The organism is Comamonas sp. 4034 (assembly GCF_050434545.1).
Taxonomy (GTDB): Bacteria; Pseudomonadota; Gammaproteobacteria; order Burkholderiales; family Burkholderiaceae_C; genus Comamonas; species Comamonas odontotermitis.
The window spans coordinates 121378-145235 of the sequence record NZ_JBNDIT010000002.1 but is presented as its reverse complement, the minus strand read 5'-3'; the positions used below and the strand labels follow the sequence as shown (position 1 = coordinate 145235).

The following is a 23858-nucleotide window of genomic DNA, read 5'->3' as shown; positions in this document are numbered from 1 at the left end:
TGGTGATAATGCGCGGTTTGTATTCTGTTTGCGGCGCCCGGGAGGGTTTTCCGGGCGCCAGCCATTCCGCTGCGCATGACTGACTCCACCCCTTTGCCACAGGCTGCACCGCCCGCCCTTGCCAGCACCGCTCGCCGCGTGGACTACGCGCAGTTTCTGCAGCAGCACCTTTCGCAGCAAAGCTTCAATGTGGTGCGGTATGAGCTGCCGGGCGAATCGGTCTGGCTGAAGAAAGCTGGCCCCCCGATTGCCGCCTGGCGCTACCGGGCGCTTGCCATTGCTGCGCGCGTGCTTGATGTGCCGGTGCTGCAACCCGTCGTCAACCCCGGTGGGCGCGAAGCCCTGGCCACCGAAGTGCGGCGCCTGCGCGACCTGCATGCCCGTGGCCTGCGCGTGCCGCAGGTGCTGGCCAGCAGCCCGGACGGTTTTCTGATGCGCCACCTGGGTATGCCGGGCCTGCCCAGCCCGTCGCTCAGCGACGAGATCGAAGCGGCAGCCCGCGAAGCGCCGCAGGAAACCCTTCTCCTGTGGCAACAGGGCTTTGCCGCCATGCAGCTGGTGCACGCCAGCGGCACCTGCCTGAGCCAGGCCTTTGCCCGCAACATGGTGCGCTGCCCCGACGGGGTGATTGGCTACATCGACTTCGAGGACGACCCGCTGGCCACCCTGCCGCCCGCGCTGTGCATCGTCAAGGACGCGCTGTGCTATGCGCACTCCACCGCTTTGTTCCTGCGCAACGCGGGCACGCTGGACGCTGCGCGCACGCAGTGGCACAGCTGGCTCGCGCAATCCGACCCTGCCGTGCAAAGCGCCATGGAACGCACCCTGCAGCAGATGCGCTGGGTGGCCCGGCTGCCCGACAGCCGCAAGCTGGGGCGCGACGTGCTGCGGCTACGCGCGATGCACGGATTGCTACAAAAATAAGAGCTTATAGCGCCTAATGGATGTGCGCTGAAAGCCTTTTTATCTCCAACCCGGCAAAAACAGCAAGGCCCGCCATTTGAACGGCGGGCCTTGCTGTTTCATGGGTAGCGGGGCAGAGTTCTGCCCCTCATGCACCCCTGTCGGTATCAGTGTGTCGCGGCGCGAATGGGTTCGTCGTCCGGATCCACTGCATTGGGATCATTCAGCGCAGCGTTGAGCTTGTTGTAATCCAGTGCGTTTTCCCAGCGCGACACCACCACGGTAGCCACGGCGTTGCCGATGAAGTTGGTGAGCGAGCGGCATTCGGACATGAAGCGGTCCACACCCAGGATCAGCGCCATGCCGGCCACTGGTACTTCGGGCACCACGGCCAGAGTTGCCGCCAGCGTGATGAAGCCCGCACCCGTTACCCCTGCGGCCCCCTTGGACGAGAGCATCGCCACCAGAAGCAGTGCCAGCTGGTGCCCCAGGGTGAGGTGCGTATCGGTGGCCTGGGCGATGAAGAGCGCGGCCAGGGTCATGTAGATGTTGGTGCCGTCCAGATTGAACGAGTAGCCGGTAGGCACCACCAGGCCCACCACCGATTTGCTGCAACCGGCCCGCTCCATCTTTTCCATCAGCGCAGGCAGTGCTGATTCAGAAGACGAAGTACCCAGCACCAGCAGCAGCTCGGCCTTCAGGTAGCGGATCAGCTTGAGCACCGAAAAACCGCACAGGCGCGCCACCGCGCCCAGAATGACCAGCACGAACAGCAGCGACGTGATGTAGAACGTAGCCACCAGCTCTGCCAAGTTGAGCAGCGAGCCCAGCCCGAACTTGCCGATGGTGAAAGCCATGGCGCCAAACGCGCCGATGGGAGCAGCCTTCATCACGATATGCACGATCTTGAACACGGGCGTGGTCAGCGCCTCGAAGAACTGCAGCACCGGTTTGCCACGGTCGCCCGCCATAGCGAGGCCAATGCCGAACAGCACCGCCACAAACAGCACCTGCAGAATGTTGTCGCCAACAAAGGGGCTGGCCAGGGTCTTGGGGATGACGTCCATCAAGAAACCGGTGACCGTCATGTCATGCGTCTTGGCCACATAGGAGTTGACCTCCTTCTGATCCAGATCAGCCACGTTGATGTGCATGCCCGAGCCCGGCTGCATGGTGTTGGCCACCACCAGACCCACGATCAGCGCCAGCGTGGAGAAGAACAGGAAATACGCCATCGCCTTGCCGAACACGCGGCCCACGGCACTGAGGTGCGTCATGTTGGCGATGCCGGTGACGATGGTCAGAAAGATCACCGGCGCGATGATCATCTTGACCAGCTTGATGAAGGCGTCGCCCAGCGGCTTGAGCGCTGCCCCATACTGGGGCTCTAGGTACCCGAGCAGCACGCCCAGGACAATGGCGACGATCACCTGAAAGTACAGGCTGCGGTAGAACGGCGGGTGCGCCACAGGTGCGGCAGGCGTGGATGGGATCTGCATGGTGTCTCCAGGGAAGCTGCACCTGAGCGGTGCGCTGAGGCGGGTTTGTATCGCAGCCCATGCCAGATGCCCATTACACATTAGTATTAGGCTGCGCCGCTCCCGAGCTATGGAAAAATCCAACCAAGGGAAAACACCTAGACTTTGGCGGCTGCCATTTTGCGTTTTGCCTTCCGCGCCCATGCCTTTGCACCGACCCTTCCACCCCGCCTGGACCTTGTGCGCCGTGCTGCTGACCACGGCCGGGGCTGCCACGCTGGCCGGGCGTTGGATGCTCCAGCACAGCCTGGCCGAAGAGAACCTGCTGGCCCACCGCCAGGTGAGCCTCTATGCCCAGGCGCTCGCCCAGCGCATCGACCGCTACCGCGCCCTGCCCGATGTGCTGGCGCTGGACCCTGAACTGCGCGCCGCCCTGGTCTCGCCCCCTGCGGCGTCGGCAGTGCGACAGCTCAACCAGAAACTCGAACGCGCCAACGGTGCCAGCCAGGCCTCCACGCTCACCCTCATCAACCAGACCGGCATCGCGGTGGCCGCCAGCAACTGGCAGACCCCACACAGCAACGTCGGCGAAAACTACAGCTTCCGCCCCTATGTGCAAGAGGCGCTGCAGCAAGACAAAGGCAGTTTCTACGGCATTGGCGTCACCACGGGCGAGGCGGGCTACTTTCTCTCGCGCGGCATCCACGATGCCGGGGACCGCATCGTGGGCTTGATCGTCATCAAGATTGCCCTGCAGGAGCTGGAGCGCGAATGGATACAGACGCCCGACACCGTGTTTGCCACCGATGCCAACGGTGTCGTGTTTCTTGCCAGTGATCCGGCCTGGCGGTACCGGCTGCTGCACCCGCTCAGCCCCAGTGCCCAGCAGGCCATCGAACGCACCCAGCAATACGGCAACGAAACCCTGCACCCGCTGCAGATGCGCATCCTGCAGAGCCTGGACCAGGGCGGCGAGCTGGTGCATTGGCAAACCCCTGCGCTGGGCGACAAGCTGCTGCAGGCGGTAGATCTGCCCGAAACCCGGTGGCAGCTGCACATCATCCACGATGTGAACAGCAGCCACGCAGCGGCCTGGTGGGCCGCCTCGGCAGCGGGCGGCGCATGGCTGGCCCTGGCGCTGCTGGTGCTGTATGTGCGCCAGCGCCAACGCCTGTCTGCCCTGCGCCAGCGCAGCCGGGAAGAGCTCGAAGCCCTGCTGCAGCAGCATGCGCAGGAGCTGCGCACCGCGCAGGACGGCATCGTGGCTGCCGCCAAGCAGGCCGATGCCGGCAAAAGCCAGAGCCTGGAGCACCTCCCCCAGGGGGTGATCGTGGTCGACGCCGCACTGAACCTGGTGGCCTGGAACTCACGCTACCGCGAGCTGTTCCGCCTGCCTGCCGGCATGCTGAAGGTGGGCATGCCAGTGGAAGAGCTGTACCGCTTCAACGCCCGGCGCGGCCTGCTGGGCCGGGGCCAGCAAAGCGGCAGCGAGCTCGACGGCGCCATCGAGCGGCGCATGCAATACCTGCGCAGCGGCCAGCCGCACGCGCGCGAAAGCGAAAAGGCCGACGGCACCGTGCTGGAGATACGCGGCAACCCGCTGCCGGGTGGCGGCTTTGTCACCAGCTACGCCGATATCACCAGCTACAAGAACGCCGCGCGCGAGCTGCGTTCGCTGGCCGACGCCCTGGAAAAGCGCATTGCCGACCGCACGCAGGACCTGGCCGAGGCCAAGCGCGAGGCCGAGCAGGCCAACCGCTCCAAATCGAAGTTCGTCGCCGCAGCGGTGCACGACCTGCTCCAGCCACTGAACGCCGCGCGCGTGTTCGCGTCCCTGCTGCGCCAGCATGTGCCGGATGGCCCAGCGCTCAAGATTGCCAGCCAGGTCGAAGGCGCGCTGGCCGCGCAGGACGATATCCTGGGCAGCCTGCTCGATCTCTCGCGCATGGAATCGGGCCAGATGGAGGTGCACTGGGCCGATTTCGCCCTGCCGCCCCTGCTGCAGCAGTTGGGCAACAACCTGGGCGTGATTGCGCAGGAGCATGGCCTTGAGCTGCATGTGGTGGCCTCTCAGGCCACCGTGCACAGCGACCCGGTGCTGCTGCGCCGCATTGTGCAGAACTTCGTCTCCAACGCCATCCGCTACACCCGGCGCGGCAAGATCGTGCTGGGCTGCCGCCGCAGCGGCGCCCACGTGCGCATCGAAGTGCATGACCAGGGGCCGGGCATACCCGAGAGCCTGCAGACCGAAATCTTCGAGGAATTCCGCCGCCTGGAAACCGGCCACCAGCACGACCGCGGCGCCGGCCTGGGCCTGTCCATCGTGCAGCGGCTGGGCCGGCTGCTGGGGCATGAGATCGGCCTGCGCTCGGAACTGGGGCGCGGCAGCGTCTTCTGGGTCAGCGTTCCGCTCGCCCAGGCCGCCCCCAGCATGGCTCCTCCGCTGCAAATACCACCGCAAAACGCGCCACAGCAGGACGCACCACTGCAGGGCGCCAGTGCCTGGTGCATTGACGAAAGCGCCGAAGCCAGCGCAGCTCTGGCCGCGCTGCTGCAGCGCTGGGGCTGTAGCGTTCCGCTGGCAGGCAATGCACAGGCTGCGCTGGCAGCCTTGGCAATTGCTGCACCGCAACAAGCGCCGCAATTGCTCCTGCTGGGTGCGCACGCTGCAGCCGCACCCGTGCAGGATCTGTACCAGCAGCTGTGCCAGGCCTGGGGCCAGCGGCCGCAGGCCATTCTGGTGGGCGACGAACACGATGCCGCGCTGCGCCGCCTGGCAGCCGACCGCGGCTGGGGCTTTCTGCGCACCCCCGTGCGGCCAGCGGCACTGCGCGCACTGGCCAGCCAGATGCTGCTGCGGCGGGGCGATGCCTCCAATACCAGCGAGGGCGGAGAGAGCGAAGCGCCTGCGCAATGACACTGAAAATACATTGGCAGTTTGCACCCGCCAATGCCTGTAACACACCAAGACATACACCATGCCCCGCTTTGCCGCCAACCTGTCCATGCTCTACAACGATGTGGACTTTCTGGATCGCTTTGCCGCCGCCGCCCGCGATGGATTCCGGGCTGTGGAGTTTCTCTTTCCGTATGCCTACGCGCCTGCGCAACTGGCTGCGCTGCTGCAGGCGCATGGCCTGCAGCAGGTGCTGTTCAACGCGCCGCCCGGCAACTGGGACGCGGGCGAGCGCGGCATCGCATGCATGGCGGGGCGCGAGGCGGAGTTTCGTGACGGCATGGCCCAGGCCGTGGAATACGCTCTCGCCCTGGGCTGCCCCCGCATCCATGTGATGGCCGGCCTCGTGCCGCAGGGCGCCGATGCAGCCACGGTGCGCAGCACCTACATCGCCAATGTGCGATACGCCGCCAGGTTGGCCGCGCCGCACGGCATCCATATCCTGCTGGAGCCTATCAATGGCCGCGACATGCCCGGCTTCTTTCTGAACCGCCAGGACCAGGCCCACGCGCTGCTGGCCGAAATTGCCGAGCCCAACGCCAAGGTGCAGATGGATCTGTACCACTGCCAGATCGTCGAAGGCGACCTGGCAACAAAGATTCGCCAGTACCTGCCCACCGGCAACATCGCCCACTTCCAGATCGCGGGCGTCCCCGAGCGCCATGAGCCCGATGTGGGGGAGCTCAACTACGGCTACCTGTTCCAGCTGCTGGACAGCCTGGGCTGGGACGGCTGGATTGGCTGCGAATACCGCCCTGCGCGCGGCAACGCGCCGCATGCAACCAGCGATGGCCTGGGCTGGCTACAGCCATGGCTGCAAGCCTGCGCAGACTGAATCAGCCGCCTGCTACCCCAGGCTTTCAGGCTCCAGGCTCTTGACGAGCACAGCCGCCTGGGTGCGGCTGTGGCATTCCAGCTTTTTCAGGATGGCCGTCACATGCACCTTGACGGTGTGCTCGGTCACGCCCATCTCCTGCGCAATCTGCTTGTTGAGCAGGCCGTCAGCCACATAGAGCAGCGTCTTGAACTGGTGCGGCGTGAGCTGGGCCAGCCGCATGGCCAGCTCCGCATCGGCCTCGGAGCGCTCGGCGTGGATCGAGGGAAACGCCGTGTCCCCGTCCAGCACCGCGCTCAAGGCCTGGGTCAGCGCATCGGCCGACGCCGATTTGGAGATGAAGCCCGAGGCCCCGAATTGCTGCGCACGGCGAATCACGCGCGGGTGATCATTCGACGAGATGACCACCACGGGCAGTTGCGGATGCTCACCACGCACATGCAACAGCGCCGAGAAGCCGTGGGTGCCCGGCATGGTCAGATCCAGCAGCACCAGCTCAATCTGCGGGTGCTCGGCCAGCGCGGCGCTCAGCGTGCTGGCGCTGGAGGCTTCCAGAACCTCGAACGACGGAAAGCGGCTGCGGATCACCTGCACAACGGCAGCGCGCAGCAGGGGATGGTCGTCGGCAACAAGCAAGGCGGGCTGGGGCATGTGCATAGTCTGCCACGGCTGGCCCGCCCCGCTCAACCCGCCTCGTCAATCCAGCGATATCCTGGCCGCGTCGACGATGGATTTCCAGTGCGCGGCGTCGCGTTCAAGCACCGGCTTGAACTCCGCAGGCGTGGAGCCGACCGGGATCAGGCCCATGTCCACCAGGCGTTTGTTGACCTCGGGCAATTTCACGATCGCAGCCAGCTCATTGCCCAGCTTGTCCACAATCGGCTGCGGCGTGCTGGCGGGCAAAAAATAGCCAAACCAGCCATTGGCCTCAAAGCCGGGATAGCCGGATTCGCCCATGGTGGGCACCTGGGGCAAGGCGGGGTGGCGCTGTGCGCCGGTGACGGCAATGATGTTGACCTTGTCGGACTTGATATGCGGGTAGGCCGCTGTGGCATCGATGAAGGCCGACGCGAGCTGGCCGCCCAGCATGGCGGCAGTCTCCGGGCCCGAGCCCTGGTAGGGCACATGCACCATGTCGATACCGGCCTTGAGCTTGAGCTGCTCGCCATGCAGGTGCGACGAGGTGGCATTGCCGTACGAGCCGTAGTTGAGCTGGCCCGGCTCTGCCTTGGCCTTGGCCACGAACTGCTGCAGGCTGGTGATGCCGGAGCTGCGCGGCACAAACACCAGATCGGCCGATTTGGCGGTTTGCGAGACCGGCGTCAGGTCGCTCAGCTTGTAGGGCACCTTCTTGTACAGCGATGGTATCTGCACCAGCGCCGTGATGCCCAGCAGAACGGTGTAGCCATCGCCCGGCGCCTTGGCCACGATGTCGTTGCCCAGCATGCCGCTCGCACCGGGCTTGTTGTCCACAATCACCGGCTGGCCCCAGCGCTGGCTCAGCTGCGTGCCCATCAGGCGGGCAATGATGTCCGTGCCGCCCCCTGCCGGGTAGGGCACCACCAGCCGGATCGGCTTGCTTGGATAGGCATCAGCCGCGTAGGCCGTGGTGCCCCCGGCGGCGAGCGCCGCCAGCACGGCAGTGCCCACGAGGCTGGCAATACGGTTCAGAATGCGGCCCGGGGCCGAACGACGGTGGTGCATGTCTAGTCTCCTGATCATTTTTGGGTGACGGGCCAACGCGGGCGCGCAATGTCTGAAGGGGCTACAACCCCCTGGCGATGATTTCCTTCATGATTTCATCGCTGCCGCCGTAGATGCGGCCGATGCGCGCATCCGTCCAGGCGCGGCCCACCTGGTACTCGGTCATGTAGCCGTAGCCGCCGTGCAGCTGCAGAAATTCGTCCAGCAACCGGTTCTGCAGCGCCGTTGCGTTGAGCTTGACCATGGCGGCGCGCTCGGGCGTGAGCTTGCGCTCCAGGTGCAGCGTGATGCAGTCGTCAACAAAGACGCGCAGCATCGTCGCCTGCGCCTTGGCCTCGGCGAGCTTGAAGCGGGTGTTCTGGAACTCGAACACCGCCTGACCGAAGGCCTTGCGCTCGCGGGTGTAGTCAATGGTTTTTTGCAGAAAGGCCTCGATGGACATGGCCGCGCGCACGGCCACCACCAGCCGCTCCTGCGCCAGCTCGTGCATCAGGTACTTGAAGCCCTGGTTCTCCTCGCCCAGCAGGTGGTCCACCGGCACGCGCACATTGTCGAAGAACAGCTCGGAGGTGTCCTGCGCCATCAGGCCGATCTTCTCGAGCTTGCGGCCCTTGCTGAAACCGGGCGTGACTTCTTCGACGACGATCAGCGACACACCCTTGGCGCCCAGCTCCGGCGCCGTCTTGCAGACGACGATGACGATCTCGGAATTGATGCCGTTGGTGATGAAAGTCTTGGCGCCGTTGATGACGTAGTGGTCGCCTTCCCGCTTGGCCGTGGTGCGCACCGATTTCAGGTCGCTGCCCGCGCCCGGCTCGGTCATGGCAATGGCGCCGATCAGCTCGCCCGCCGCCATCTTGGGCAGCCAGCGGTCTTTCTGCACCTTGCTGCCATAGGCATTGATGTAGGGCGCAACAATGTCCGAGTGCAGCGGAAAGCCCAGGCCGCTGGCGCCGGTACGCGCAATCTCCTCGATCAGCACGGCCGCGTGGCCGAAATCGCCGCCGCTGCCATAAGGCTCGGGCAGCATGGTGTTGAGCAGGCCTTCACGGCCCGCCTTGCGCCACACTTCCTTGGGAACGAGGCCGTCGCGCTCCCACTGCGCATGGAAAGGGACGATCTCCTTTTCAAAGAAGTGGTGAACCGCGTCGCGGAATTGCTCGTGGTCTTCGCGGAACACGGTGCGCTGGATCAGGTCTTGCATGGTGGTAAATGAATATTTTTGATTAAAAATGCTTGCCAGCGCACGTCCAGCAAGCGCTGATTGCTATGCTTTTTGCGCCATGGCGCTGCGCACATCGTGGCCCGCATCGGGGGTTTGCCGAAAACGCTCCTTGAGCACACGGCGCAGCAGCTTGCCGGTCTCCAGCCGTGGCAGGCTGGCCTCGAACACAAGGCGCTGCGGCCATTTCACCTTCGACAGCTGGCCTGCGGCCTGCGCCACAATCGCACCGGCCGTCGCCGCACTCGCCTCGAACCCGGGCTTGAGCACCACCACGGCCATCGGCTGCTCGCCGAAATCCTCGTGCGGCACCCCGACCACGGCCACTTCATCCACAGCTTCGTGCCGGGCGAGCGCGGTCTCGATTTCCTGTGGATAAATATTGACCCCGCCCGACAGGATCAGATCGGCGCGCCGGTCGCTCAGGAACAGAAAGCCCTCGGCATCCACGTAGCCGATATCGCCATAGGTGGCCCAGCCGCGCTCGTTGATGGCCTCGCGCGTCTTGGCCTCGTCGTTCAGGTACTGGAACGGGCTGCCGCCCGAGAAGTACACCCGCCCCACCTCGCCCGTGCCCAGCTCCTGCCCGTCGTCGCCCACGATGTGCAGCTGGCCGGTGATGGCGCGGCCCACCGAGCCCGGCCGGGCGCGCCATTCCTCGGAGGTGATCAAGGTGGTACCGCAGCCTTCGGAGCCAGCGTAATACTCCAGCAGAATGTCGCCCCACCAGTCCAGGATGGCCTGCTTGACCGGCACCGGGCAGGGCGCCGCGGCATGGATGGCCACCCGGTGGCTGTCCAGCCGGTAGCGGGTCTTGACGGCATCGGGCAGCTTGAGCATGCGGCTCAGCATCGTGGGCACCCACTGGCTGTGGGTGACCTGGTAGCGCTCGATCAGTGCCAGCGCTTCTTGCGGGTCAAAACGCCCCATGATGACGGCGGCGCCGCCCACATCGAGCGTGCGCAGGCTGTAGCGCAGGGGCGCTGCGTGGTAGAGCGGCGCAGGCGAGAGATAGACCGCGCTGCTGTCAAAACGCATGTTGCGCATCCACGCGGCCACTTCCGGGTCGGCCTGGGTGCGGTACTGTGCGCCCAGCAGCGGCTTCTTGATGCCCTTGGGCTTGCCCGTGGTGCCGCTGGAATACAGCAGATCGCGCCCGAGCGGCCGGTCGCTCAGGTCGACGGGCGCTGCGTTGGCCGCTTCTACGGCACTGGCAAGTGCAGCCACACCGGGGGTGTCTTCATCGACCGAATAGGCCGCGACACCCAGCGCCTGCACCGCCTGCTGCGCGTTGGGCCAGGTCTTGCCAGACACCAGCAGCATCTGCGCGCCGCTGTCCTGGATGATGTAGGCCACTTCAGCGGGCGTCAGGTGCGTGCTGATGACGGCGGCATACAGACCCGCCTCGCGAGCGGCGAGTACCAGCTCGACGATCTCGCGCCGGTTCTCCAGCAGCACGGCCACGGTGTCCTGCGCCTGCAGGCCCTGCGCGGCAAACCACTGCGCCAGGCGCCGCGCGCCCCGGGCAATGTCGCCCGCTGTATGGCACTTGCCGCTGTCGGCCTGGGTCAGGACGACCCGGTCGGGCTGTGCATCGGCCCAGCTGAAAAAGTTGTGCATATCCCTGGTCTCCGCATTTCACAAGCGATCGGAATGCGCAATCACCTGCGTTACAGATCGAATTTATTTCGAATCTGCTGTCTCACATTATTTGTTTCAGAAAGCAGTATTCAGCAGAATTCACCAAATACATCGCGGGTAAACACCAGTACATCTTCACTTTTTTGAAACCTATTATTTAAATAATGATCCTCAAGTCTCATTAATCCAATGAACATTCCAGTCATCGTTGATGCCATCCGCAGCCCCATGGCAAGGGCCAAACCCGACGGCGCACTGGCCGAGTTGCACCCGGTCGATCTGCTCTCGCAGGTGCTGCAGCAGCTCATGGGCCGCAATGCCGCGCTGGACCCCGGCCAGGTCGATGACGTGATCTGCGGCTGCGTGAGCCAGGCGGGCGAGCAGGCTGGCACGCCCGGGCGCCTGGCCTGGCTGGCGGCGGGCCTGCCCACACATGTGCCCTCCACCACCATTGACCGCAAGTGCGGCTCCAGCCAGCAGGCGGTGCACTTTGCGGCGCAGGCCATCATGTCGGGCACGCAGGACATCGTGATCGCCTGCGGCGTGGAATCGATGAGCCGCGTGCCCATGGGCAGCTCGCGCATGGGCAAGAACACGACCGGCGCGCGGTTTGACGCACGTTATGCCCCCGGTCTGGTTGGCCAGGGCGTGTCTGCCGATCTGGTGGCGGCCAAATGGGGCCTCTCCCGCGCCGATCTGGACACCTACGCCGCGCGCTCGCACCAGCGTGCCCACGCGGCGCAAACCGGCGGCGGCTTCGCGCGGGAGATCGTCGGCATCAATACACCCGCAGGCCTGGTGACTGCCGACGAAACCATCCGCGCCAGCACGACGGCGGAAAAGCTCGCCGGGCTCAAGGCGGTGTTCGAGAACGAAGAACTCTCGGCACGCTTTCCGCAGATTCAGTGGTCCACCACGGCAGGCAATGCCTCACAGATGACCGACGGCGCCAGCGCCATGCTCATCATGAGCGAGCAGCGTGCCCTGCAACTGGGCTTGAAGCCCCGCGCCCGCTTTGTCGCCTTTGACGTGGTGGGCGACGACCCGCTGCTGATGCTGACCGCACCCATTCCCGCCACACAGCGCGTGCTGGCCAAGGCCGGAATGAAGCTGCAAGACATTCACCACTACGAAATCAACGAGGCCTTTGCCTCGGTGCCCCTGGCCTGGCAGAAGGAGCTGGGCGCCGACGGCGAGCGCCTCAACCCACGCGGCGGCGCGATCGCACTGGGCCACCCGCTGGGCGCTTCGGGCATCCGCCTCATGACAACGATGCTGCACGCGCTGGAAGACAGCGGCCAGCGTTACGGCCTGCAGTCGATGTGCGAAGCAGGCGGGATGGCCAACGCAACTATTTTGGAAATCACCCCCTGAGGCGCTGCGCGTGCATTGACGCCAATCATTGAATAAAAGGACTTTGGAGATGCAACTGCAAAAAGGAATGACGGCCCTGGTGACAGGCGGCGTGTCGGGCCTGGGCGAGGCCAGCGCGGTGGCGCTGCTGGCGCGCGGGCTGAATGTGGTGGCCGTGGATTTGAACGAGGAGCGCGGTGCCGCGATGCAAAAGCAGTACGGCGGCCAGCTCCGGTTCGTCAAGGCCGACGTGGCCGATGGCGAGCAGATGCAGCAAGCCGTGGCGGCTGCCGAGGCGTTCGGCGAGTTTCGTGCGCTGGTGCACTGCGCAGGCATTGGTGGCCCGGTGCGCCTGATCGAGAAAGATGGCAGCGCCGGATCGCTGGAAAAATACACCAACATCATCCGCATCAACCAGATCGGCACCTTCAACACCCTGCGCCTGTCGGCCGTGGCCATGGCCAAGAACGAGCCCATCGAGGGCGAGCGCGGTGCCTGCGTGCTGACGGCATCGGTGGCGGGCTACGAAGGCCAGATCGGCCAGATACCGTACGCATCGTCCAAGGCAGGCGTGATCGGCATGACCATTGTGGCCGCACGCGACCTGGCCTCCAAGATGATCCGCGTCTGCACCATTGCGCCCGGCCTGTTCGATACGCCCATCCTCGCCAAGCTGCCCGAGAACGTACGCCAGTCGCTCGCAGCATCGGTGCCCAACCCGGCGCGCCTGGGCCGCCCGAACGAGTACGCGCTCACGGCGCTGCACATTCTGGAGAACCCCATGCTCAACGGCGAAACCATTCGCCTCGATGGCGCCATCCGCATGCAGCCGCGCTGATTGCCAGCGCCGCCTCCGCCGACGGGGCCGCGCCGGGCTCCGTCCGGCTCTCCGTCGAATTTCGAAAGGCATTCCATGACATCTCCCCTGCTGGTTGAAGTGCGCGGCAACGTGCAGATCATGACCCTGAACCGCCCCGAGGCGCGCAATGCCGCCACGCTGGAAATGTCCGAGGCCATGGTGGCGGCGCTGGATGCGCTCGACGCCGACCCGGCCCTGTCGGTCGGCATCATCACCGGCGCCGGGGGCAGCTTTTGCGCAGGCATGGATCTCAAGGGCTTTCTGCAGGGCAAGCGCCCCAGCGTGCCGGGGCGCGGCTTTTGCGGCGTCACCATGCGCCCGCCCAGAAAGCCCCTGATCGCCGCCGTCGAAGGCTACGCGCTCGCTGGCGGCTTTGAGGTGGTGCTTGCCTGCGACCTGATCGTTGCCGCGCGCAACGCCCAGTTCGGCTTGCCCGAGGTCAAGCGCGGTCTGGCCGCCACGGCTGGCGGCCTCATGCGGCTGCCCAAGCGCCTGCCCTACCACGTGGCGATGGAATGCATTCTGACCGGCGACATGCTCGGCGCCGAGCGCGCGGCGCAGCTGGGCCTCGTCAACCGGCTCGCGGATGTGGGCGGCGCGCTCGATGCCGCGCTGCAGCTGGCCGCCGCCGTGGCAGCCAACGGGCCGCTGTCCTTGATCGCCAGCAAGCAGGTGGCGAGCGAATCGGCCGAATGGCGCCGCGATGAGATGTGGGAGCGGCAGGCCGTCATCACCACGCCCGTCTTTGAATCGCAGGACGCGCGCGAAGGCGCCGCAGCGTTTGCCGAAAAGCGCAAACCGGTGTGGAAAGGCCAGTAGACATTTCAACCAAACGGGCCGCCAGCGCAATACCAGCTTGCGCATCAACTCTCAAAAGAAGAGCAAGCCCGGCACAAAACCCCAAGGAGACAACCGCATGACCCGCGCCTCTATTCCCCGCCGCAGCGCGCTTGCCAGCCTGGCGGCCAGCGCGCTGGCCCTGGGCACCGCGGCCTTCAGCCTGCCCGCCCTGGCAGATGGCAACTGGCCCTCGCGCCCCATCACCCTTGTCATTCCCGGCGCTGCGGGTGGCTCCACCGACATTCCTGCGCGCATGCTGGCGCAGAAGCTGGGCGAACGGCTGGGCCAGCCGGTGATCGTGGACAACAAACCCGGCGCCGGCGGCAGCCTGGGCACGGGCCTCGTGGCACGCGCCCAGCCCGATGGCTATACCGTGCTGGTGGGCAATACGGGCAGCAACGCCATCAACTACACGGCGTACAAGAAGCTCAGCTACAAACCCGGCGATTTTGTGGCGCTGACGGACATGATCTATTTCTCGAACGTGCTGGTCGTGCCCGCCAAATCGCCCATCCAAAGCCTGCCCGATCTGATTGCGGCAGCGAAGAAGGAGCCCGGCAAGCTGTCGTTCTCGTCTGCCGGCATGGGCCAGACCACGCACCTGATGGGCGAGCTGTTCAAGGAACGCACCGCCACCGATGTGGTGCATGTGCCCTACAAGGGCTCGGCCCCCGGCACCATGGCCATCGTGACGGGCGAGACCCAGTTCATGTTCGACAACATGACCGCCTCGCTCGCCCACATCAAGGATGGCAAGCTGCGCCCGCTGGCCGTGACCGGCGACCAGCGCGAGCCCGAGCTGCCCACGGTGCCGACCATGACCGAGCTGGGCATGAAGGATTTCAACAAGGTCGGCTGGATGGGCTTTTTCGTGCCCGCCAAGACGCCGCCCGACGTCGTCAAGAAGCTCACTGACAACCTGCAGGCCGTGCTGCACGACCCCGACATCCAGAAGCGCTACCGCGACCTGGGCGGCAACCCCGGCGGCAAGCCGCAGGCCGCGTTTGCCAGGCAGGTGGCAGATGACCAGAAGACCTGGGGCGAGCTGATCCTGAGCCAGAAACTGCAGCTCGACTGACCTCATTTCTCCATCATCCGTCGCGCACTCGAACGATGGCGCAGCGCAATGGAACCACCTCACATGACAAATCCACCCTTCTCCTTCTCCGGGCAGCATGTTTTCGTCGCAGGCGGCACCAGCGGCATCAACCTGGGCATTGCGCAGGCCTTTGCCCGCGCGGGCGCCCGCGTCAGCGTGATGAGCCGCTCCCCCGACAAGGTGCAGCAGGCCGAAGCCAGCCTGCAGACGCTGGGCGCGCAGGCCCTGGGCATCAGCGCCGATGTGCGCGACGCCGCCGCCGTGCAGGCCGCGCTCACCCAGGCGCATGCACAGTTCGGGCCCATCGATGTGCTGGTATCGGGCGCAGCGGGCAACTTCATTGCCCCGGCCAAGGACCTGTCGGCCAACGGCTTCAAGACGGTGGTCGATATCGACCTGAACGGCACTTTTCACGTGCTGCGCATGGCCTACCCGCTGCTGCGCAAGCCCGGCGCCAGCGTCATCAGCATTTCGGCGCCCCAGGGCGTCAACCCCACCATGTACCAGGTGCACGCCTGCGCCGCCAAGGCGGGTATCGACATGATGACCCGCGTGCTGGCGCTGGAATGGGGTGAGGTGGGCGTGCGCGTCAACGCCATCTCGCCCGGTCCGATTGCCGATACCGAGGGCATGCGGCGCCTTGCGCCCTCGCCCGAAGCCCTCCAGCGCGCCACGGACACCGTGCCGCTGCAGCGCATGGGCAGCCTGGATGACGTGGCCCACATGGCGCTGTTCCTCTCGTCGCCGCTCGCCAGCTACGTGACGGGGGCGATCATTCCTGTGGACGGCGGCGCCGCGCTGCGCGGCGGGCGCGACATGCGCGCCTCCTACGTGCCGCGCGCCGAAGCGTAGCCGCCTATACAAAAATAGCTGATGGCGCTTTATAGCAAAGCGCCAGCAGCTATCAGAAACAGAGCAAATTACAGCTTATGGCAGATCCTTGGACGGATCGGGCTCGCCTTCCGCACGCGGGCCCACGGTGCCCAGGCGCGCGCGCAGCGACTGCGGCTGGCCGGTAAGGATGGCCGCATAGCTGGTGGTGTTGGAGAGTACTTTCTTCACGTAATCGCGCGTCTCGGCAAAGGGCACGTTCTCGGCCCAGATCGCGCCGTCCAGCACCGGGCCGTTGCGCCAGTTGCGCGGTCGGCCGGGGCCTGCGTTGTAGCCTGCGGCGGCCATGGCCATGGAGCCGTCGAAATCATCGAGCGCCAGCTTCAGGTACGCGGTGCCCAGGGTGATGTTGGTGTCGCGGTCGTTGATGCTGCCGGGGGTGAAATCGGTCATGCCGATCTTGCGTGCCGTCCAGCGCGCCGTGGCAGGCATGATCTGCATCAAGCCCGATGCGCCCACGCCCGAGCGCGCATCCATGATGAAGCGGCTCTCCTGCCGGATCAGGCCGTAGACATAGGCGGGATCGAGCCCGATCTCGCGCGAACGGCTGACGACCGCATCCTTGAAAGGCATGGGAAAGCGCTGGCCCACGTCGACCACCGACTTGGTGCGTTCGCTGGTGTTGATGCAGCGGTCCCAGATCTGGCGCTGGCAGGCCAGCTCGGCGGCGGCGAGCAGCTCCTTGTCGCCCATGCCGCCGTTTTCGTGCAGGTTGGTGGTGTAGTTCCACTCGCGCACGCCTTCGCTGCGCAGACCCAGCTGAATGGCGTAGAGCGCGCGAGCCAGCCCGGGGTTGCTGCGCACTGCCTGGCGGGCAGGCTCGTCTATCGCCACCGGCGCGGCGGTCACGCTGATCTTCTGACCCAGGTCTTCCTGCGCCAGCTGTTCGTAAAAGCCTTGCGGGCCGGCAATGGTCTGCAGCAGCTCGCGCGCCTCGGCCGACTGCGTGTCGCTCACCTTGCCTGCCTGCAAGGCCTTGGCGCGCCAGTACACCCAGGTCGGGTCGCGCCGCTCTTCCTCGCTCATCGCTTCGATGCTCTTGCGCACCTGCTGCCACTGGCCGGCACGCAGCGCGGCGCGGGCCTTCCAGTTGAGCATGTCATCGTTCAGATGGCTGTCCTTGCCCACCTTGGCGAAGCTGGCCAGCGCATCGGGCGACAAGCGCGTTGCCTGGGTCTTGCCGATCACACCCCAGATCCAATCGCGCTTGTCCTGGCTGAGCAGTTCGCCCCAGCGGCTGTCCATCAGGTTGGCTGCGCCCTCGGGGTTGTCTGCTGCCATCTTGATGAGCGCCAAGGTGGCCAGCTCCTGCTGCTCCTTGGTCTGCAGCTTGGCCTTGGTGGCCAGGTATTTGGCGGGCGACTGCAGCATGGTGGAGAAGGCCTGCAGCTGCACGGGCGCGGCAATCTCCACCGCAGCGCGCGCGGCGCGGGTGCGCCCGGTCTCCATGGTCAGGCGCGCGCGGCGCCAGATGTCGTCGGCCTGCAGCTTGCCTGCCGAATACATCTCGGAGGCGGCCAGATTGCAGCCGTCTTCGGAATCACGCTGCGCGTACCAGTTGGCCTTGACGGTCTGGCCCAGTTGCTCGGTCTTTTTGCCCTTGGCCAGATCGATCACCGCCGCATAGCAGCGCAGCTCGCGGTCGTCGCCCATGCGGAAGGCCGGGTACAGGGCGTCGAAATTGCCCCAGTCGCGGCGCTGGCCCAGCAGGCGCAGCCAGTCGTTGCGCAGGCGGTCTTCCTGGTAAGTGCCAGCCCAGCGGGTGAGAAAGGCCTGCACCTCGTCCTGCGTGGCTTCCTGCAGGCGCGCGCGCAGCTCCCAATAGGCCGCCCACGGCTCCAGCACATGGCCGCGTGTCGATGGCAGCAGCTGGCTCAGCTTGGTCTTGTCGCGCTTGCGGAAGGCCTGCTGCATGTCCACGATGACATCGTCGCTCGCCATCTGCGAAGCCGTCTGCGGCACCGCAGCGGCCGATGCCTGCACGGGCGGCTGCACCTGGACGGCGCCCTGCAAGATGGTCTGGGCGGGCAACGGCAGCGCACCGGCTGCCAACAGGGCCGCCATCAGCGGCGTGAACAGAACTTTCCAACGCATGGGCTCGAACTCTCGCAAGAAGGCGGCGCCAGCACTGGCCGGAGGATGGAAAGCGGGCGCCGCGAAAGAATCACAAAATCATACACATCCGGGCAGGCCCGCAAAAGCGCAGGGGCCGCAGTTTTGGGGGCTTGCAGGCATTTACAAGCGCTTACTTCGATAGGCAACATGCATCAAGCAGACTGGTGTTTTTACTAGCTCGTTTTTCCTGGCGGGGGGCTGCCAGGTGTCAGAATGGAACGACCGCGAGAGTTTTTGGAGGGTTCCCCGCGATGGATAAAAAAGCCGTGCGTCAGGCGCTGATCGAAAAACGCCTGAATATGCCCAACCGCCTGGAGCGCGCCGAGCAACTGCAGCAGGTGCTGCGTTTCTGGCTCACCGAGCGAGAAGATACCGTCATTGGTGCGTACTGGCCGATCAAGGGCGAGTTCGACCCGCTGCCCGCCCTGCACCGCTGGAAGGAAGACGGTGCGCTGATGGACGAACCGCTGCTGCGCCGCATCGGCCTGCCCGTGGTCAACAAGCAGCACAAGACCCTCACCTTCCATGCCTGGTACCCCGGCTGCCCGATGGAGCTGGACGCCTACGACATTCCCAAGCCACAGAACACCGAACTGGTGGTGCCGACCTTGCTGTTCGTACCCTGCGTGGGCTACGGGCCGGGCGGCTACCGCCTGGGTTACGGCGGCGGTTTTTACGACCGCACCCTGGCTGCGTTGGAGCCTCGGCCGTTCACCGTGGGCCTGGGCTTTACCGACGGCTTTGTCGACGACTTCGAGCCCGAGCCGCATGATCTGCCGCTCGACGCGATCCTGAACGACAATGGCGTCGTCTGGCCGGTGTGACTTTCTGCGCCGCGCCTTGAAAACAAAACCATAGCAGCCCGCGCCCATCCTCTGTGCGCCAGGGCTGCCTTGGGCAAAAAACCATACGTGCAGGAGCCTAGCTGCTCCTGCGGGTGCTTGCAAATTTAATTTCAAACGATATAATTACAAATGAAATTAAATACACCAACACCCCATGAGCTTCGATTCCCGACTTGAGCGCATTCTGGCTGGCAAGCCGCAGTCCCTGGTGGACGCGGTTGCATCCACCCGGCTCCTGAAGCACACCGCCGCCCTGCTGGAGCAACGCATGGATACGGCGCTGGCGCCGCTGGGCCTGCACATGCGCGAGTATCTGGCGCTGTACCTGCTCTCGGACAGCGCGCACGAACCCATCAGCCCCTCCACCCTCAGCATATCGCTGGACGCCACGCGCACCCAGGTCACCCGCCTGCTCGACAGCCTGGAAGCCAAGGCGCTGGCCGTGCGCACCGCAGACGTGCAGGACCGCCGCGCACTGCAGCTGGCGCTGACCGAACGCGGCACCCATCTGCTGGAGCAGGCCATTCCGCTGGTACAAGCCGTGCATCTGCAGACCTGGGCCGTGCTGGGCGAGGACGGTACGGGCGCCATGCGCCAGCAATTGCGCAAGGTGCTCGCTGGCCTGGAAACCGGCATTGCCGATGATGCCCAGAAGAAAAAGGCCGCCAGCGCCCGCTCTGCGCGCGCCAGCACATCAAAAAACATAGCACGCACCGACGATCCGGCAGCGCCATGACCGCCGCCCGCCAGCACGGCTGGGCGCGCAGCGTTCACCTGGCGCATTGGAAGCATTGGGAAAAGCAGCGGCTGCTGATGCTCCTGCTTGGCGGCCTGGTGGGCATGGAGTTTCTCGAAAACGGCATGTTCGTCTTCGGCTCCAGCCACATTCTGGGCGGCATCGGCGCCGCGCCGCGCGAGTTTGCCCAGGTACAGGCCGCCTACGCCGTCGGCAGCATGCTGATGATTGCGCTGCAGCAGTGGCTCTCGCGCCACTTCGGCTACCGCAACTACCTGCTGCTGGCGCTGTTGCTGTTCGGCCTGGGCGATGTGGCCTCGGCCAGCGCCAATTCGCTGGCGCAGATCACCACCGCGCGCCTGGTGCAGGGCATGGGTGGCGGCGCCTTCTTCATCAGCACGCGGGTGCTGATTCCGATGATGTTCGGCGTGCAGCAACGCCCGCAGGCCACGCGCATCTACATGCTGATGATCTTTGCCGTGGGTGCCGTAGCACCGCTGGGCGCCGCCTGGCTGGTGGAGAACTGGGGCTGGCGCTGGGTGTTCTGGAGCGTGCTGCCGCTGTCCACGCTGATGGCGCTGGGCGTTTACGGCCTGCTGCCTGCCGCCCTGGGCAAAAGCGAGCAGCCCGTGCGCTGGAGCATCACGCCGCTCCTGCTCTTTGTGCTGGCCATCGGCTGTGTGCAGTGGAGCTTTTCGGAGGCGCGCTATGCCCTGTTCGACCGCCCCGAGCATCTGGCGCTGCTGGTACTCGCCGGCGTGCTGCTGCTGGGCCTGTTCGGCCTGCACCAGTGGCGGCACGACGAGCCGCTTTTGCACCTGCGCGACCTCACCAGCCCCGGCTTTCTGGCGGGCCTCACGCTCTACGCGGTGTACTACTTTGTCGTCAACTTCAGCAACTACCTGTTTCCCCAGTATGCCGAGCGGGGCCTGGGCATTCCGCTGATCACCACCGGCTGGCTCAACAGCTTCTCGGCGCTCACCAGCCTGGTGGTGGCGGTGGTCTACATCCGCTACAGCGCCGCCATTGCCAACAAGCGCACGCTGATGATGGCCGGGTGCCTGACCATGGCCGCCGCCGCGTGGTGGATGAGCCGCCTGCCGCCAGACGCGCCCGCCACCGCGCTGTACGGCGCCCTCGCCATCAAGGGCTGCTTTGGCGTGCTGATGGTGCTGCCCGTGGCGGCGCTCACCTGGCGGGCGCTCGACGCCCGGCACTTTGCCAAGGGCTACCAGAGCAAGAACATCCTGCGCCAGATGACCGCCTCGCTGGCATCGGCCGTGGCCGCCGTTGCGCTGCAGGACAGCAAGTTCGCCCAGTATTCCGACCTTGCCAGCCGCCTCACCCCAGGCAACAGCATGGCAGTGCAGTGGCTCGACACCACGGCCAACACCCTGCAGCACCACGGCATGGTTGCCCAGCAGGCACGGCACGCGGCGCTGGAGATGCTGGCCCAGATGGTGGATCACCAGGCCTTCTTCATGGCCTGCCAGCAGCTGTACCAGTGGCTGGCAGCGGTCGCTGCCGTCACGGCGGTTATTGTCGTGGTGCAGCGGAAGTTGCGTTGAAGGGCGGCTGCGGTATAAATCGGGTTCCCCTCACTTCTTTGCGCCCAGACCATGCTGCAGCTCTACATCGGCAACAAAAACTACTCCTCCTGGTCCATGCGCGCCTGGGTGCTGCTGCGCCAGGCGGGCATTCCCTTCGACGAGCAATACGTGCGCTTCGACAGTTTCGACAGCCAGTCCGAGTTCAAGCGCACCATGGCCACCGTCAGCCCCACGGGCACCGTGCCGCTGCTGCGCGATGGTGACGTCACCGTCTGGGACAGCCTGGCCATCGCCGAATACGTGGCCGAGCAGTTTCCAGACAAGGCACTGTGGCCCAAGGACAAGGCCGCCCGCGCCGCTGCCCGCAGCATCTGCGCCGAAATGCACGGCGGCTTCACCGCCCTGCGCGGCGCCTGCCCGATGAACATCGAAGCCGATCTGGCCGAAGTGGGCAAGATCGTCTGGCGCGACAACGCTGGCGTGCGCAAGAACGTGGAACGCCTGTGCAGCATGTGGAGCCACCTGCTGGCCCAGCATGGTGGCCCCCTGCTGTTTGACCAGTTCAGTGTTGCCGACGCCTATTTCGCGCCCGTCTGCATGCGCCTGAAAACCTACCAGCTGCCCGTGCCCGGCGAGATCGCCGCCTACGTCGAACGCGTGCACCAATTGCCCGGCGTCAAGGCATGGATCGACGGTGCCCTGGCAGAAAAGGATTTCGTACCGATGGACGAGCCCTACCGCGCCGAGCGTTGAAAATTTTCAATAAAAATAGCTGTCAGCGCTTATCCGCAAAGCGCTGACAGCTATCAAAATTAAAGTAACCGTTGAGCGCACCCCTTTCCTTGCCGCGAGACATGCAGGAAAAGGGCAACGGTGCAGAACGCCTCAGATTCTGACTGCGCGCTCAGATGCCTTTGGACGTTGGATGCTCGAACGCATCGCGCGTCTCCGCATTCAGCGGGTAGTTGATGTTGATGCCCTTGGGCGCAATGGGCGACATGAACCACTTGTTGTAGAGCTTTTCCATCTCGCCGGACTTCATCATGCCCGCCACGGTATCGTCCACCAGCTTCTTGAAGGCCGGGTCGTCGTTGCGCAGCATCAGCGCCTGGTTTTCGGTGCGCAGGCTCTCGCCGACGATCTCGTAGTTCTGCGGATCGCGCGCGTTGGCAATCTGGCCCGCGAGCAGAATATCGTCCAGCACAAAGGCCTGGGCCTTGCCGCCCTGCACCAGCAGGAAGGAGTCAGTATGGTCCTTGCCCGGCACATTGGTGATCTCCAGGTTGCTGGCCTTGTCGGCCTGGCGCAACAGACGGAACGAGGTCGTGCCCGTGGTGGTGGCCACGGCCTTGCCCTGCAGGTCGGCAATGCCCTTGATGCCCGAATCCTTCTTCACCAGCATGCGCACGTTGTAGCGGAAGATGTCGGGCGAAAATGCCACCAGCTTCTGGCGCTCCACCAGATTGGTGGTGGAGCCGCATTCCAGATCGACCGTGCCGTTCTGCACCAGTGGAATGCGGTTGCCCGAAGTGACCGCCTGGTAGCCCACCTTGAGGTCAGTCAAGCCCAGCTTGGCCTTGACCGCGTCCAGAATCTTGTAGCAGATGTCCATGCTGTAGCCCACGGGCTTCAAATTCGCGTCCAGGTACGAAAAGCCGAACGACGACTCGCGGTACCCCAGGGTGATGGCTCCGGTGCTCTTGATCTTGTCCAGCGTGGGCGCGCTCTGCGCCATGGCACCGGCAGCGGCGCACGTCATCGCGGCAGCCATCGCCAGGCGTGCCACGGTGTACTTGATTTGCGTCATCGACTTTCCTTTCGCGCCCTCTTGGCGCCTCAATGCCCTATGGCGTTGCAACAGAACTAATGTTCCTAATTTTTTTAAATTGGATCACATGCTCCATGAACGACAATGGCTACCCGTGATTTCCCTCAACCCCCAACAAAGCCAATCCACCATGGGCGTGATCGACCAGCTGCGCGACCGTTTTGCATCCCTGAGCCCCTCGCTGCAGCAAGTGGCCCGCTATGTGCTCGACCACCCGGGCGATGTCGTCACCCAATCGATGCGCACCGTGGGCCAACACGCCCAGGTGCCGCCCACCACCCTGGTGCGCTTTGCCCAGACCTGCGGATTCGCGGGCTGGAACGAGTTCAAGCAGGCCTTGACGAGTGACATGGGCCTGAGCAGCGACGCTGCCAACCAATACGGCGACAAGGCGCGCAGCCTGATCGGCCGCGCACGCGACAAGCAGCTCACCGCCGAGATGTTTGCCATGCAGCGCAGCAACCTGGACACCACCGAGCAGCACAGCGCGCCGCGCCTCGCAAACGCCGCCCGCCTGCTGGAAAAAGCGGCCCAGGTGCATGTGATGGGCATGCGCGCCTGCTTTCCGGTCGCGTTCTCCCTGGTCTATGTGTACCGCCTGTTCCGCCAGTCGGTGCATCTGCTCGAAGGCATGGGCGGCGTTCGTGAAATGCAGCTGCGTGCCGTGGACAAGGGCGATGTGCTGGTGGCCATCAGCTTTGCGCCGTACTCGCAGGAAACCGTGCAGGCCGTGGAGCTGGCCCGCGCGCGCGGCTGCAAGGTGCTGGCGCTGACCGACAGCCTGGCATCGCCCCTGTCGCTGGCCGCCGACGAAACCCTCTTGTTTGCCGTCAACAGCCCATCGTTCTTCCCCTCGGTCACCGCTGCACAGGCCCTGGCCGAATCGCTGCTGGAAGTGCTGGTGAGCCGCGCCGGGCCGGAGGCCGTCGCCCGCATCGAAGCCGCCGAGGGCGAGCTGCACGACAGCGGCGTGTATGTGCAGGCGCCCCGCAGGTAAACTTGC

General features: G+C 65.2%; 20 protein-coding genes. 13 read left to right on the top strand and 7 right to left on the bottom strand.

The genetic code is table 11. The annotated features are described in order from the left end of the window. The first annotated feature begins 75 nt into the window (after window positions 1-75). On the top strand, window positions 76-924 hold the full coding sequence (locus tag ABIE32_RS03210; RefSeq protein ID WP_429013883.1) for a hypothetical protein: 849 nt from the start codon (window positions 76-78) through the stop codon (window positions 922-924). A 146-nt stretch (window positions 925-1070) separates the two neighbouring features. Here ABIE32_RS03210 and ABIE32_RS03205 read toward each other — a convergent pair whose 3' ends face one another. Next, the gene (locus tag ABIE32_RS03205) at window positions 1071-2402 is read right to left on the bottom strand and encodes a dicarboxylate/amino acid:cation symporter (RefSeq protein WP_224153170.1); all 1332 of its coding nucleotides are present in this window, start codon (window positions 2400-2402) and stop codon (window positions 1071-1073) included. 181 nt (window positions 2403-2583) lie between these two features. Here ABIE32_RS03205 and ABIE32_RS03200 point away from each other — a divergent pair, with 181 nt between their 5' ends. Together ABIE32_RS03200 and otnI are read left to right on the top strand one after the other, a co-directional pair. Beyond that, window positions 2584-5298, top strand: a complete 2715-nt coding sequence (locus ABIE32_RS03200) for a PAS-domain containing protein (RefSeq protein ID WP_429013879.1) — start codon at window positions 2584-2586, stop codon at window positions 5296-5298. A gap of 61 nt (window positions 5299-5359) precedes the next feature. Further along, on the top strand, window positions 5360-6172 hold the full coding sequence (otnI, locus tag ABIE32_RS03195; protein ID WP_429013876.1) for a 2-oxo-tetronate isomerase: 813 nt from the start codon (window positions 5360-5362) through the stop codon (window positions 6170-6172). Between the two features lie 12 nt (window positions 6173-6184). Here the strand turns inward: otnI and ABIE32_RS03190 are convergent, their stop codons facing one another. The 4 genes from ABIE32_RS03190 to ABIE32_RS03175 all read right to left on the bottom strand — a co-directional run bounded on the left by ABIE32_RS03190 (window position 6185) and on the right by ABIE32_RS03175 (window position 10718). After that, the gene (locus tag ABIE32_RS03190; protein WP_224153167.1) at window positions 6185-6823 is read right to left on the bottom strand and encodes a response regulator; all 639 of its coding nucleotides are present in this window, start codon (window positions 6821-6823) and stop codon (window positions 6185-6187) included. A 45-nt stretch (window positions 6824-6868) separates the two neighbouring features. Next, window positions 6869-7876 (bottom strand): tripartite tricarboxylate transporter substrate binding protein, encoded by a 1008-nt coding sequence (locus ABIE32_RS03185; protein ID WP_429013873.1) that lies wholly within the window; start codon window positions 7874-7876, stop codon window positions 6869-6871. A 61-nt stretch (window positions 7877-7937) separates the two neighbouring features. Next, window positions 7938-9080, bottom strand: coding sequence for an acyl-CoA dehydrogenase family protein (locus ABIE32_RS03180; protein ID WP_429013871.1), 1143 nt, complete (start codon window positions 9078-9080; stop codon window positions 7938-7940). Window positions 9081-9143: 63 nt separating this feature from the next. Then, entirely contained in the window at window positions 9144-10718 is a 1575-nt protein-coding gene (locus ABIE32_RS03175; RefSeq protein WP_429013868.1) for an AMP-binding protein, read from the bottom strand. 210 nt (window positions 10719-10928) lie between these two features. Between ABIE32_RS03175 and ABIE32_RS03170 the strand changes: the two genes are divergently transcribed. The 5 genes from ABIE32_RS03170 (at window position 10929) to ABIE32_RS03150 (ending at window position 15742) form a co-directional block, all read left to right on the top strand. Then, window positions 10929-12113: a thiolase family protein gene (locus ABIE32_RS03170; protein ID WP_224153163.1), complete on the top strand. Its 1185-nt coding sequence runs from the start codon at window positions 10929-10931 to the stop codon at window positions 12111-12113. A gap of 49 nt (window positions 12114-12162) precedes the next feature. After that, complete coding sequence (locus ABIE32_RS03165; protein WP_224153162.1) at window positions 12163-12930, top strand: SDR family NAD(P)-dependent oxidoreductase; 768 nt, start codon at window positions 12163-12165, stop codon at window positions 12928-12930. 75 nt (window positions 12931-13005) lie between these two features. Next, on the top strand, window positions 13006-13770 hold the full coding sequence (locus ABIE32_RS03160; RefSeq protein WP_429013864.1) for a crotonase/enoyl-CoA hydratase family protein: 765 nt from the start codon (window positions 13006-13008) through the stop codon (window positions 13768-13770). A 97-nt stretch (window positions 13771-13867) separates the two neighbouring features. Then, window positions 13868-14869, top strand: coding sequence for a Bug family tripartite tricarboxylate transporter substrate binding protein (locus ABIE32_RS03155; RefSeq protein WP_429013861.1), 1002 nt, complete (start codon window positions 13868-13870; stop codon window positions 14867-14869). A gap of 63 nt (window positions 14870-14932) precedes the next feature. Then, entirely contained in the window at window positions 14933-15742 is an 810-nt protein-coding gene (locus ABIE32_RS03150) for an SDR family oxidoreductase (RefSeq protein ID WP_224153159.1), read from the top strand. A 75-nt stretch (window positions 15743-15817) separates the two neighbouring features. Here ABIE32_RS03150 and ABIE32_RS03145 read toward each other — a convergent pair whose 3' ends face one another. Next, on the bottom strand, window positions 15818-17875 hold the full coding sequence (locus tag ABIE32_RS03145; RefSeq protein ID WP_429013858.1) for a transglycosylase SLT domain-containing protein: 2058 nt from the start codon (window positions 17873-17875) through the stop codon (window positions 15818-15820). Window positions 17876-18147: 272 nt separating this feature from the next. Between ABIE32_RS03145 and ABIE32_RS03140 the strand changes: the two genes are divergently transcribed. From ABIE32_RS03140 to ABIE32_RS03125, 4 genes are all read left to right on the top strand, one after another. Continuing rightward, window positions 18148-18720 (top strand): 5-formyltetrahydrofolate cyclo-ligase, encoded by a 573-nt coding sequence (locus ABIE32_RS03140; protein ID WP_184705307.1) that lies wholly within the window; start codon window positions 18148-18150, stop codon window positions 18718-18720. Window positions 18721-18895: 175 nt separating this feature from the next. Beyond that, on the top strand, window positions 18896-19477 hold the full coding sequence (locus tag ABIE32_RS03135; protein ID WP_429013855.1) for a MarR family winged helix-turn-helix transcriptional regulator: 582 nt from the start codon (window positions 18896-18898) through the stop codon (window positions 19475-19477). Next, window positions 19474-21045, top strand: coding sequence for an MFS transporter (locus tag ABIE32_RS03130; protein WP_429013852.1), 1572 nt, complete (start codon window positions 19474-19476; stop codon window positions 21043-21045). The genes ABIE32_RS03135 and ABIE32_RS03130 overlap by 4 nt, the downstream gene beginning before the upstream one ends. 51 nt (window positions 21046-21096) lie before the next feature. Then, the gene (locus tag ABIE32_RS03125; protein WP_184705303.1) at window positions 21097-21780 is read left to right on the top strand and encodes a glutathione S-transferase family protein; all 684 of its coding nucleotides are present in this window, start codon (window positions 21097-21099) and stop codon (window positions 21778-21780) included. Window positions 21781-21931: 151 nt separating this feature from the next. Here ABIE32_RS03125 and ABIE32_RS03120 read toward each other — a convergent pair whose 3' ends face one another. Beyond that, window positions 21932-22834, bottom strand: a complete 903-nt coding sequence (locus ABIE32_RS03120; RefSeq protein WP_429013848.1) for an amino acid ABC transporter substrate-binding protein — start codon at window positions 22832-22834, stop codon at window positions 21932-21934. 151 nt (window positions 22835-22985) lie between these two features. Between ABIE32_RS03120 and ABIE32_RS03115 the strand changes: the two genes are divergently transcribed. Continuing rightward, window positions 22986-23852 carry a MurR/RpiR family transcriptional regulator gene (locus ABIE32_RS03115; RefSeq protein WP_429014248.1) on the top strand — a complete coding sequence of 289 codons (867 nt, stop codon included), beginning with the start codon at window positions 22986-22988 and terminating at the stop codon, window positions 23850-23852. The last annotated feature ends 6 nt before the right edge of the window (window positions 23853-23858 follow it).